Annotated in this window: 7 protein-coding genes and 1 pseudogene; 4 read left to right on the top strand and 4 right to left on the bottom strand. The window is 40.1% G+C overall.

The annotated features are described in order from the left end of the window. Window positions 1-1,434 (bottom strand): sensor domain-containing diguanylate cyclase (locus ATS71_RS14240; RefSeq protein WP_235591498.1); only part of this gene is annotated, 1,434 nt, incomplete at its 3' end. Window positions 1,435-1,739: 305 nt separating this feature from the next. Here ATS71_RS14240 and ATS71_RS14235 point away from each other — a divergent pair. From ATS71_RS14235 to ATS71_RS14225, 3 genes are all read left to right on the top strand, one after another. Beyond that, complete coding sequence (locus ATS71_RS14235) at window positions 1,740-3,551, top strand: glycoside hydrolase family 3 protein (protein WP_058405421.1); 1,812 nt, start codon at window positions 1,740-1,742, stop codon at window positions 3,549-3,551. A gap of 1 nt (window position 3,552) precedes the next feature. After that, the gene (locus ATS71_RS14230) at window positions 3,553-4,278 is read left to right on the top strand and encodes a 5-oxoprolinase subunit PxpA (RefSeq protein ID WP_058405420.1); all 726 of its coding nucleotides are present in this window, start codon (window positions 3,553-3,555) and stop codon (window positions 4,276-4,278) included. A 160-nt stretch (window positions 4,279-4,438) separates the two neighbouring features. Beyond that, window positions 4,439-6,463, top strand: a complete 2,025-nt coding sequence (locus ATS71_RS14225) for a S9 family peptidase (RefSeq protein ID WP_058405419.1) — start codon at window positions 4,439-4,441, stop codon at window positions 6,461-6,463. A 591-nt stretch (window positions 6,464-7,054) separates the two neighbouring features. Here ATS71_RS14225 and ATS71_RS14220 read toward each other — a convergent pair. After that, window positions 7,055-8,651 (bottom strand): annotated as a pseudogene (locus tag ATS71_RS14220) (isocitrate lyase). A gap of 233 nt (window positions 8,652-8,884) precedes the next feature. On the opposite strand from ATS71_RS14220, the gene ATS71_RS14215 reads away from it, so the two are divergent. Further along, window positions 8,885-11,065, top strand: coding sequence for a malate synthase G (locus ATS71_RS14215; RefSeq protein ID WP_058405418.1), 2,181 nt, complete (start codon window positions 8,885-8,887; stop codon window positions 11,063-11,065). Between the two features lie 273 nt (window positions 11,066-11,338). Here the strand turns inward: ATS71_RS14215 and ATS71_RS14210 are convergent, their stop codons facing one another. After that, the gene (locus ATS71_RS14210) at window positions 11,339-12,064 is read right to left on the bottom strand and encodes a YebC/PmpR family DNA-binding transcriptional regulator (protein ID WP_058405417.1); all 726 of its coding nucleotides are present in this window, start codon (window positions 12,062-12,064) and stop codon (window positions 11,339-11,341) included. Window positions 12,065-12,185: 121 nt separating this feature from the next. Further along, the coding region (locus tag ATS71_RS19150; protein ID WP_235591497.1) for an HAD family hydrolase at window positions 12,186-12,527 on the bottom strand (342 nt) is incomplete at its 5' end.

Raw genomic sequence — 12,527 nt, 5'->3', positions numbered from 1 at the left:
AATGAACCCGATTGTTTTCATTTGAGTTGTTTCCACCGTGGTGCGTAATCGTTCTGCTATTTTTAGGGCGCTTTGGCTGTCCTCATGAGGCAATACAAGTAAAAACTCCTCACCACCAATACGCGAGACAATATCCCCTTTTCGAGAGATATTTTTTATAATGTCAGCTAATATTTTAAGTGCTTCATCGCCTTTATCGTGCCCAAAAGTGTCGTTTACACGCTTAAAAAAATCGATGTCTATTTCTAAAATAGCGAACGGCGTGTTGTTAAGCATAAGCTGGCTGAGCAAACCATTTAAACTTCTGCGATTATGTGTATTTGTGAGCGGATCGGTTTGAGCATCGTGTTTTAACTGGCCGATTTGTGTATGCAATATATTTACGCCGTTAAGCATAGCGAGCTTTAGCTTTTGGCTTTCAAAGTACCACGATTTAATGCGTTTTAGTTTATCTATACTGTTTGCTTCGTCGAGCCTATTAACGCTATTAGCCAACTGTTTTAATGGCCGTGAAATAAAATGCGAAAAAACACCAATAAGTATAAAGGTGACTAGTGCCATGGGAAGTGTTCTTGCAAAGACTTCCATAATTAATGTATCTAGAGAAGCAAGCGTTGCTATTACTGGGCGCTGAGCGACAATCCCCCAATTAGCAGCTGTTACAGGTGCAAACCCTGCGAGCATTTCTACATTTTTACTATTTAATACTGTAACTTGGCCCGACTGCCCTGTTATAACCGCATTGATCACCTTGTTATTGGTAACGCTTGTTCCTATACGTTTTTTGTCTGGGTGGTATAATATTTGTTTATTCCCGTCGACCACATATATGTGCGAGCCTCCTTCATAAAAATGTTGCTCTAGAAGATCATTTAATATGTTTCTTTCTTTTAGATAGAGCGAACCGCCAACATACCCTAAGTAATTACCGTTTTTATCAAACAAGGGATGCGAAATAAAAATAATTAAATTTTTAGCCGCCGACATATACGGCATACTAATTAATGGTTTTTTTTCTTTCAAAGCTTGTGATGAGCCTGGTGAGGAAATTGATTTTCCTATAATTTCAGGCAAATAAGGAGACGTAACATGTATGATTCCATTTTTATTTATAGCAACTGAATTAAAGCTATTTGTTTGCAAATTTAAGCGTGTTACTTCTTCTTGTAATAGTGAAGCATCGTTAATGTTTTGCTCAATTTTATTTGCAGAATAGGCCAGCTGCTGTTTTGCTGACTCTAGGAAATTATCGGTTGCTGAGGCAAGTTTATTAGCATAGGCATAATTACTTTTTAATGTGTGATTTATCAATTGCTCTTTTTGTACTTGGTATGTGGAATAAAAACTACTAATAAGCGTTGCCAACGACGCAGAAAAAGCCAACAGCACAATAAGAAGACGAAGATTAAGCACAGGAAATAATTTATTCAGCAAAAGTAAACTGCCCACAGTACACTGCCATTACAGCAAGTACTTTGTTAAAAAGTATTTACAATTATACCTCGTCACTCATTAATTATCTAATATTTGAGCACATAGTGTATTTTTAATAACCAACCAAATAACCATCTATTACACTGTGACGTTATATTTCCCCGTAGTAACTAGGCTGCGCTTATTTTGCAGTTATATAAAAAAATAGATAAGCTGCTTTCACTTGTTCATTTTATTTAGCTTTGGAGTGTATTTTGCTAAATAAGTATGTTTTATCGTCAATTATTTTTATATCTGGGTGCTTAATGCCATCACTTACTACGGTTGCAAAACCGGCTCTTTCTCTTGAGCAAAAACTAGGACAAAAGTTAATACTCGACTTTCGTTATTTTTGTGAACAAGGCGCACGTGCACATTGCAGAACACCAATGACAGAGTTACCAAAACCATTGGCACAAGCAATCAGCGACTATAACATTGGTGGCGTTATATTGTTTTCAGAAAACACCCAGTCAATTGAACAAACTATTGCGCTTAATAATCAACTACAAACCGCTGCCAGTAAATCAGCAAGCAAACTGCCGCTATTTATATCAATAGACCAAGAAGGCGGCCGAGTTGCACGGCTGCCGCGTGATGTTGCAACCTCGTTTACGGGTAATATGTCTATTGGTGCAACCTATAAACAGCACGGCGTTGACTTTGCGACTAAATCAGCAACCGTTATTGCCAAGGAGCTAAGCGCACTGGGTATCAACGTCAATTATGCACCCACCATTGATGTAAATATGAACCCAGACAATCCGGTAATAAATGTACGCTCGTTTGGTGAGAACCCACAACGTGTGGGTGAGCTCGGCGCAGCACAAGTTGCTGGCTTTGAAAGTAATGGCATAATTACATCGCTCAAACATTTCCCGGGGCATGGCGATACTCACGTTGATAGCCATACAGGGCTTCCTAATGTTGGCCACTCAAAAAGTATTATTTACGAACAAGATTTAGCCCCCTTTAAACATATTATTGCCGAACAAAACCCCGGTATGATCATGACAGCGCATATACAATATCCGGCGCTTGATAGTTCAACGTTTGTCTCTGTAGAAGGCAAAACAATGGTTAAACCCGCCACTATGTCGCGCACTATCATTACCGATATTTTAAGAGGTGAGCTTAACTATAAAGGTGTGGTAGTTACCGACGCACTCGATATGGCAGGGATCAGTCAGTTTTTTTCACCCACTCAAGCGGTTATAAATACGTTTTTAGCTGGCGTTGATATTGCGCTTATGCCAATAGAAATAAGAACTCCCGATGATATAACAAAGCTTGATGAGCTTATTAAGTCGTTAGTTAACGCTGTTAAATCAAATCAATTAGATGAGCAAGAAATATCACAATCCGCTGCGCGTATTGTTTCACTTAAAAATGCATTTGAGTTATCCACTGAGTTTGCTCCTATTAATGCAGTCGTTCATGCAAAAAGTATAATTGGTAACGAACAGCATAGACAAGTAGAAGCAGAGCTTGCTCTAGCAGCAATAACACAAGTAAAAAACACACAAAATACATTGCCGCTAAATTTAAATGATGGCCAACACATACATATTATTATGCCCGACACGCGCAAATGTATGGCTATGCAACAAGCAATTGAATCGGTAAGTTCATCATCTATTACTTTTAGCTGTAGCAGCTTACAAGGGTTTGACTCTGCGAAAGCAACCCTGAGCATTAAAACCGCTGATGTTGTTATAGCGGGTAACGCCACGCCGAATCAAAGTGCGGTTGAGATTGGCGGTATGGATGACTTAGCCGATAACCCAAGCTTTGCTTTAAATAACGCAGAGCAACCTAAAGCGCTTGAGTCACTGCTTGCCATGGCTAATAAATTTAATAAGCGTACTGTATTTATAAGTTTGAGAGCCCCTTACGATATCGCCAAATTTTGCGACTATGCTCACAGTGTATTGGCCTCTTATGCTTACAATATTGATGTAGACAAGCATGAGCGTGTTTCAGGCCCTGCGTTTACCGCACTCGCTAAAGTAATAGTGGGGCAAGCCACTGCCAATGGCACCTTGCCTGTTACCATTAAACCGCAAAAAGGCCATTAACATGAAACTCAATTGTGATTTAGGCGAAAGCTTTGGTTCATGGAAAATGGGCCTTGATGATCAAGTTATGCCGCATATTAATATGGCCAATATTGCTTGTGGTTTTCATGGCGGTGACCCTGATGTAATAGCAACAACATTAAAGTTAGCTAAACAAAACAACGTAATGGTAGGGGCACACCCAAGTTACCCCGATCTTCAGGGGTTTGGCCGACGCTCTATGGCGTTATCAACAAGCGAACTAACTAATTGTATTCATTATCAGATAGCGGCTCTTGAAGGCATGGCAAAAATACAGGGGCTAACTTTAAGCTATGTAAAACCACATGGTGCGCTTTATAACGATATGATGGCTAATAACGACCTATTAGCAACCGTTATATCTGCTGTCGCGAGCTACCCAAGCAGATTAAAACTGATGATTTTAGCCACCAAAAACGCTGAAAAACACGTTCAGTTAGCTAAACAGTTTAATGTTGAATTAATACTCGAAGCGTTTGCAGACAGGCAGTACACCGATGAAGGCTATTTAGTTTCTCGTAAGCTCGATGGCAGCGTGCTAAATAAGCACGCCTTATTGGCGCAGGTAAAACAGCTATTGCAAAATGGCAGTGTAACCACACGCTCAGGTAAGCAGCTTATGCTTAATGCGCACAGCCTATGTGTTCATGGCGACAATAATGATGCAATTGAACTCATCAAAGAAATAAAAGTACTTTGTGACTAAAGTTTACTAATACGTGAAAGCTGTAAACCCCCTTTACAGCTTTTATAACTCTACTAAATTAATGCAATCATAGAGTTAATTATGAGCTTCATCGCATTGTGCTGTTAATTTAATAATCCCTCACTTATAACTGTACATACGTTAACAACAGGGATTAATAATGAAACAGTTTTTAGCTCTTAGTCTTATATTAAGTGCAAGCCATTTAGCCAGCGCAAAAGACGATACACACACATTGCAACTTCAAGATATATTCGACTTAGAATACGCCAACCAAATAGATATTACCGACAACGGCAAAACCGTTTATTTTGTGCGAAACCGCATGGATATAAAAACAGACCGAAAAGTCGGAAACATTTGGTCTGTTGATTATAAAACCAAACAAATGCAGCCACTAACGTCTGGCGTGCATATGGACTACTCCCCTGTTTTATCGCCCGATGGTGAGCGCTTAGCGTTTATTTCTACCCGCGATGGTAGCAGCCAAATTTATATGAAGTGGCTTAAAACCGGTGCTATTGCCAAAATAAGTAATTTAACCAGTAGCCCTCGCGCTATTAACTGGACTCCCGATTCAAGCCAGCTTGTGTTCAGTATGTTTGTACCAAGCAAAACCGTAACACCTGTCAATTTACCAGGAAAACCTAAAGGGGCTACGTGGGCAGAGCCTGCTAAATTTATTGACGATGTATACTATAGAGCTGATGGCGGCGGCTACTCACAAAAAGGCTTTAATCAGTTATTTATACTTGATGCTAACGGCGGAAATGCTAAGCAACTTACCCGTGATGAATTTGATAGCGCTGGCGATGTCAGCTTTAGTAAAGATGGTAGCTCACTGTATTATTCAGCTAATAGGCATGAAAATAACCAGCTTAAACCCACAAATACTGAAGTATATAAGCTAAACCTTACTACATTAACCATTGAAGCCATCACTGATAGAAATGGCCCAGATCAACAGCCAAAAGTCTCGCCTGATGGTCGTTACCTTGCTTATACTGGCTACGATGACAAGCGCACTAATTACGAGAACACTCAACTTTATATTCGTGATTTAAAAACCGGTGATACCCAAAGCCTAACTAGCGATTTCGATCGCAGCGTTGGCCAAATAAAATGGAACGCAAATTCAAAAGGCCTCTATTTTAGCTATGCCGATGAAGGCCAAACCGCACTCGCCTACCAACCTCGTAGTGGTAAACGTAAGGTGATCACCGAAAAAATTGGCAGTGTGGCATTCGGCCGACCATACTCAGGCGGGGATTTTGATGTAAGCAATAACGGCGATATTGCTTTTACACTTGCCGACACTCAACGCCCTGCAGATATAGCAACTATTAAACGCGGTAAAACTGAGCGTTTAACCACGCTTAATAGCGATGCGCTGGGTGATAAACAACTGGCTAAAGTAGAAGAGATTTGGCTTAAATCAAGCCATGACCAATTACCTATACAGGGCTGGATTGCCTACCCGCCAGGATTTGATAAATCTAAAAAATACCCTCTCGTACTCGAAATTCATGGCGGGCCAGTGGCTAATTACGGCCCTCACTTTAGTGCCGAAGTTCAGCTTTTTGCAGCAAAAGGTAATGTGGTGTTATACATGAACCCGCGCGGAAGTGACTCATATGGGAAAGAGTTTGCACAAACTATTCATCATAATTACCCAAGTAATGACTTTGATGACTTAATGACTGGGGTTGATGCACTTATTGCAAAAGGATTTATTGATGAATCTAAACTATTTGTTACCGGAGGCTCTGGCGGAGGTGTACTAACTGCTTGGATTGTTGGTCACACTGACCGATTTGCTGCTGCCGTTGTTGCAAAACCCGTTATAAATTGGATCAGCTTTGTACTAACTGCTGACTTTTATCCTTTTTTTGCTGATTACTGGTTTCCAGGCAAACCTTGGGACCACATTGAGCATTATATGAAACGCTCGCCAATTAGTTATGTAGGTAATGTGACTACCCCTACAATGCTACTAACAGGTGAAGCTGACTACCGAACACCCATTTCTGAAACAGAGCAATACTACCAAGCGCTAAAACTACAAGGTGTAGACACCGCTATGGTTCGTATACCTGCTGCATCACATGGTATTACAGCGCGCCCGTCTAACTTAATGACTAAAGTGGCTTATATTCAATGGTGGTTTGATAAGCACAGTAAATAACTTTTCATTTGAGTTGATTATTAAAAGCCACTTTTTTAAAGTGGCTTTTGTATATATGCAAAGTGTAAACCCCCTTTACATTTTAATGACACATCTCATATCGGACTTAACCCATTTCTCAGTTAGTAAAATTTCGGTTTATAGCTTTTTTTATAACTTGAGTTAGTAAAAAACCGGTTTGAGTCACTGTTTATAGCCTTTCAGTTAGTAAAAATTTGTTTTGTGGAAGGTAAGCGTTGGTAAAAAATCGGTTTATAAATTAAGTTTAAGCGCTAAAAACAGCAAAAATTAACGCATTTCAATACTTTCATTGCTCTTTTAAGCCCCTTTACAGCAAAATAATACTTACAAAACACTTTAATTAAGCGGTTAGTTAAACTCTGATCTACAAATACGGTTAGCTAGTTAAATCGTGATCTGTGAATCTGTTGTTAGTAAAACTATGATCTACAATACCTAAGTAACCTGATGTAAGCCTTATTCCTCATAAAAAATCGCTTTAAATATGGCTAAAGACCTTGTTATTAAGAAAGACTTCATTGCGCATAAAAAAAGGGCCTTACGGCCCTTGAGTAACACTATCTAGAAATTTTAGAACTGGTTCATGGTGTTATCTTCACCACCGGCTTTTAATGCGTTATCACCAGAGAAGTACTCTTTATGTGTATCACCAATGTTTGAACCTGCTAGGTCTTGGTGTTTAACAGAAGCCTGTTCACGACGAATTTCTTGACGTTGAACATCACGCACATAAGCAAGCATGCCTAGGTCACCAAAGTAGCCCTCTGACAAAATATCTGTGCTAAGTGCTGCTGTGTGGTAAGTAGGCAGCGTAATTAAGTGGTGGAAAATACCTGCTTCACGTGCACCATCACGTTGGAAGTTCTGTACAAGTACGTCAGCAGCAGCGGCAAGCTCTGTTGCATCCATTTCTGGCGCCATCAATGCTTTGTTGTCGCCTAAGCTTGGGTATGCGCTAAGGTCGCGGCCTTCTTCGGCCCACTCTTGATAAACTTGCTCACGGAACTTAAGCGTCCAGTTAAATGAAGGTGAGTTGTTGTAAACTAGTTTAGCGTTTGGTACTTGCTCTTTAACGCGGTTTACAAGTTCAGCAATTTGTTTTACGTGCGGCTTTTCAGTTTCAATCCACAATAAATCTGCGCCCGATTGAAGGCTAGTAACACAATCAAGTACTACGCGGTCTTTCTCCGTTCCTTCACGGAACTGGTACAGACCATTTTCAAGGCGAGTTGGCTTACAAAGCTCACCGTTAATTTTCATCGCCGTATCACCCTCGTTCAAGTCCTCTACGCCATTAATAGGTGTCGTCTCTAAGAAGGCATTATACTGGCTTGCTAAATCACCTGGAGTTTGTGATACCGGTACTTTTTGAGTCAAGCTAGCACCTAATGAGTCAGTACGAGCAACAATAATACCGTTATCGATACCTAGCTCTAAAAATGCATAGCGAACCGCATTAATTTTTGCTAAAAAGTCTTCGTGAGGTACGGTTACTTTACCCGCTTGGTGACCACATTGTTTAGCATCAGATACTTGGTTTTCGAATAGCACATGCACCGGCTTCAATCATTTTTTTAGCAAGTAAGTAGGTTGCTTCTTCGTTACCAAAACCGGCATCAATATCAGCAATAATTGGAACCACGTGCGTTTCAAAGTTGTCGATTTTATCAAGCACAGCTTGAACGTCGCCGCCATTCGCTTTTGCCTCGTCTAGATCATTAAATAAGTGGTCAAGCTCACGGGCATCGGCCTGCTTTAAAAATGTGTAAATTTCTTCAATAAGCGCTGGTACAGATGTTTTTTCGTGCATACTTTGGTCTGGTAACGGACCAAACGCAGAGCGAAGTGCAGCAACCATCCAACCACTTAAGTAAACATAACTACGTTTAGTTGTTTTTTGGTGGCGTTTAATAGCCATCATCATTTGCTGGGCAGTAAATCCATGCCAACACCCTAAAGACTGTGTGTACTGGCTTGTATCTTTATCGTAAGCGGCCATATCTTCACGCATTACGTCTGCTGTGTATTGAGCAATTTCAATCCCAGTGCGAAAACGATTTTGTAAACGCATGCGAGTTGCATACTCTGGGTTAATTGCCTGCCATGCACTACCTTGAGATTGGCATAAAGTAGAAAGTGTATCGGTTTCGCGTTGATATGTTGTCATAATAAAGTCCTTCGAACGGGTATATAAATAATTTATGTTGTGAGAGTGGCAACGTTGCTAGTGCTCCGTAGCGCTTAGTTCAACATTAGGCTTATTTTTCAGATTTAGTAAATTTATAGTTTTTATTACGACTATATTTTTTGTGAATATCAAAAACACACTCAACATGACTTTTTTACGTTATTGTTGCTCAAACGCACAAATACTATGGCGACCGTTTAAGGAAGGCAATTATGACCCACACTCTCACACATTCAGGACTCAGCGTAGATTTAGAGCTTGCTGACTTTGTTAAAACTCAACTACTACCTGGTACACACTTATCAGAACACCAATTTTGGCAAAGTTTTGCAAAAATTGTTCAAACACTTACGCCAATAAACAAAGCATTACTGGCCAAACGAGAACAACTGCAGCAACAAATTGATCAATACCACAATGAAAATAAAACGTGGAATAGCGAGCAATACCAACGCTTTTTAAGTGACATTGGCTACCTTGTACCAGAGCCTGCTAATTTTAAAATTGAAACACAACAGGTTGAACCCGAAATAGCTGTTACAGCAGGCCCACAGTTAGTTGTTCCAGTAAGTAACGCACGCTTTGCACTCAATGCGGCTAACGCACGCTGGGGCTCTTTATACGACGCCTTGTATGGGACTGACGTATTAAGTGAAGATGACGGAGCCGAAAAAGGCACTACCTATAACCCTGTTCGTGGCTTTAAAGTAATGGCATACGCACGCCAGTTTTTAGACAAAGCACTCCCGCTTGAAAACGGCTCGCATATAGAAAGCACTAACTATTCTGTTGTAAACGGCGCACTGGTTATTACGCTACGTGACAGCTCTCAAACCACGTTAGCTGATCCATCTCAGTTAATTGGCTACCAGGGAGAAGCACAAAATCCAAGCGTTGTATTACTTAAGAACAACGGTTTACATATAGAATTACAGATAGATCATCATCATATTATTGGCCAAGCTGATAAAGCGGGTTTAAAAGATGTGGTACTTGAAGCGGCTCTAACCACTATTATGGATTGTGAAGACTCTGTAGCCGCTGTCGATGCACAAGACAAAGTACAGGTTTATAAAAACTGGCTTGGTTTAATGCAAGGTAATCTGGTTGAATCGTTTAAAAAAGGCGATAAAGTCGTAGAGCGTACGCTGCAGAGCGACAGAACATATACCTCTATTGATGGCACCGCTATAACACTTAAGGGCCGTAGTATGATGTTTGTCAGAAACGTTGGCCATTTAATGACAAACCCAGCTATTACTGACGTATACGGAGAGCCGGTTTTTGAAGGCATAATGGATGCAATGTTTACTGCCACAGCTGCCCTACATGACTTAAATAAAACGTCTGGTGTAAAAAATAGCAGTGCACAGAGCATTAATATTGTAAAACCTAAGATGCATGGCCCAGAAGAAGTTGCGTTTACAAGTACACTCTTTACCCATGTAGAAGAGGCATTAAACTTACCAAAAAACACCTTAAAAATGGGTATTATGGATGAAGAACGTCGTACATCTGTAAACTTAAAAGCATGCATAAATGAAGTAAAACAACGTGTTGTATTTATTAACACTGGCTTTTTAGACCGTACAGGCGACGAAATTCACACATCAATGCAAGCGGGTGTTGCGCTCCCTAAAGCCGAAATAAAACAACAGCCGTGGATCTGTGCTTACGAAGATCGCAACGTCGATATTGGCCTTGCCTGTGGATTAAGCCAAAAAGCTCAAATAGGCAAAGGTATGTGGCCTATGCCTGATAAAATGGCGCTAATGATGGAGCAAAAGTTAGCACACCCTAAATCGGGTGCTAATACAGCATGGGTGCCCTCGCCTACTGCTGCAACGCTGCATGCTATGCATTACCATGATATAAATGTTTTTAGCGAGCAAGACGCAATCGCTCAGCGTGCCATAGCGAGCCTTGACGACCTGCTTACTCCACCACTGATGCAAGACCCATCGTCACTTTCAAAAGAAGATATACAAAGTGAGCTGGAAAACAATGCGCAAGGTATTTTAGGTTACGTCGTAAGATGGATAGACCAAGGTGTAGGCTGCTCTAAAGTGCCAGATATTAACCATGTCGGACTAATGGAAGACAGAGCAACACTTAGAATTTCAAGCCAACATATGGCTAACTGGTTATTGCATGGTATATGTACACAAGAACAAATTACATCCACAATGGCAAAAATGGCTAAGGTAGTAGACGGCCAAAACGAACACGATAAAGCCTATACCCCAATGGCCAGCAGCCCTGAAACACTAAACAATAGTATTGCGTTTCAAGCTGCCCTCGCCTTAGTACTTGAAGGAACAACACAACCTAGTGGCTATACTGAACCGTTATTACATAGCTACCGTATACAGTATAAGTTACAGCAAAGTTAATACACTCCAAATGTTTAACGCTGTATCTTAATTGTTTATTTCGTGTCAAAACCAGCCTCAGGGCTGGTTTTTTATTATTTAAATTAAATAACAAGCACACCGGTATTCATATCAATGTGTATAAATACAATAAAAAGTGCACATTTTAAAATAGAAACACATAAATCAATAACCTCTATGAATACCTAACATTTCTGTAAATACAAAAAAGCGTGTTTTGTATACACAAAACACGCTTTTTAATTTTATTTGCTATAAATAAACGAAGTTAGGTTATTTTTTTATAATTGCATTGTGATAAACATTTTGTACATCATCACAGTCTTCAAGCATGTTTATAAATTTATCGAAGTTAGCAATAACCTCTTCGTCCTCAATATCAATGTTAACTTGAGGGATAAAAGTAATTTCGTCTACCTCAAAGTTAATACCTTCAAATGCGTCTTCAAGCGCTGTTTTAGCCTTAAAGTATTCTGTAGGCGGTGCAAAAACCGAAATTTTTCCATCTTCAGCCTCTACATCAGCAACGTCAACGTCTGCCATCATTAGCGCTTCTAATACAACTTCATCGTCATCGCCTGCAAAACCCAATACCGCGTAATGATCAAACATGTGCGCTACACAACCAGGTGTACCTATTTTTGAGTCAGTTTTAGTAAACGGCAAACGCACATCTTTAATTGTTCTGTTTGGGTTATCGGTTAAGCAATCAACAATTACCATACAGTTGCCAGGGCCATAACCTTCGTATCGAGCAACAGCATAGTCCTCTCCTGCTCCACCGGCTGCTTTTTCTATTGCTTTGTCGATAACATGTGCAGGAACTTGATCTTTTTTAGCTTTTTCGATTAGACGACGCAAAGTTTGGTTTACTTCAGGATCGGGTTCACCATTTTTAGCCGCAACGTAAATTTCTTTACCGTACTTTGAATTTACTTTTGTTTTTGCATTGGCTGTTTTGATCATAGAACTTTGACGAACTACAAATGCTCTGCCCATTATGTGCCTCTAATAAATACATTACTTTTTAATATTTTAACAATTCAAAGCGAGTTGGGCTAGTAAACCTTACGTGCATTTTATAGGTAATGTATACAACTGAAATTAATCAGCGGCTAATTTAACATAACTCTACTTTTTTAGCGTAGCTTTCAACTAAAGCAACTAAGTCGTAAAAATCATGCAAAACGTAATCGGCTTGATCTGCATAAGACGGCGTTTCATCTGGAGCGTATAAACATGCACGCATTTTAGCATTGTGTGCTGCCTGAATGTCGTACAAATAATCGCCCACATACAGCAGGTTATCAGCACTTATGCTCCAAAGCGTAGCAATGGCATTTAATGCACTCGGATCAGGTTTAGCGGGTGCATCACTTCGTGTAAGCACTGTACTGATAGGAAGGGGGTTATTTTTTAATTTAAGTGCAGCGGCTTTGTCAAAATTGCGCGTCACGATTGC

Origin of the sequence: Pseudoalteromonas sp. H71 (assembly GCF_001468485.1) — a bacterium.
GTDB lineage: Bacteria > Pseudomonadota > Gammaproteobacteria > Enterobacterales > Alteromonadaceae > Pseudoalteromonas.
Note: the sequence above shows the minus strand (reverse complement) of the source record. Positions and strands in the feature narration are given on the sequence as shown.

Coding starts and splice junctions, on each gene's coding strand:
- ATS71_RS14225 (WP_058405419.1), top strand. CDS start 4,439: ATGAAACAGTTTTTAGCTCTTAGTCTTATATTAAGTGCAAGCCATTTA.
- ATS71_RS14230 (WP_058405420.1), top strand. CDS start 3,553: ATGAAACTCAATTGTGATTTAGGCGAAAGCTTTGGTTCATGGAAAATG.
- ATS71_RS14210 (WP_058405417.1), bottom strand. CDS start 12,064: ATGGGCAGAGCATTTGTAGTTCGTCAAAGTTCTATGATCAAAACAGCC.
- ATS71_RS14215 (WP_058405418.1), top strand. CDS start 8,885: ATGACCCACACTCTCACACATTCAGGACTCAGCGTAGATTTAGAGCTT.
- ATS71_RS14235 (WP_058405421.1), top strand. CDS start 1,740: ATGCCATCACTTACTACGGTTGCAAAACCGGCTCTTTCTCTTGAGCAA.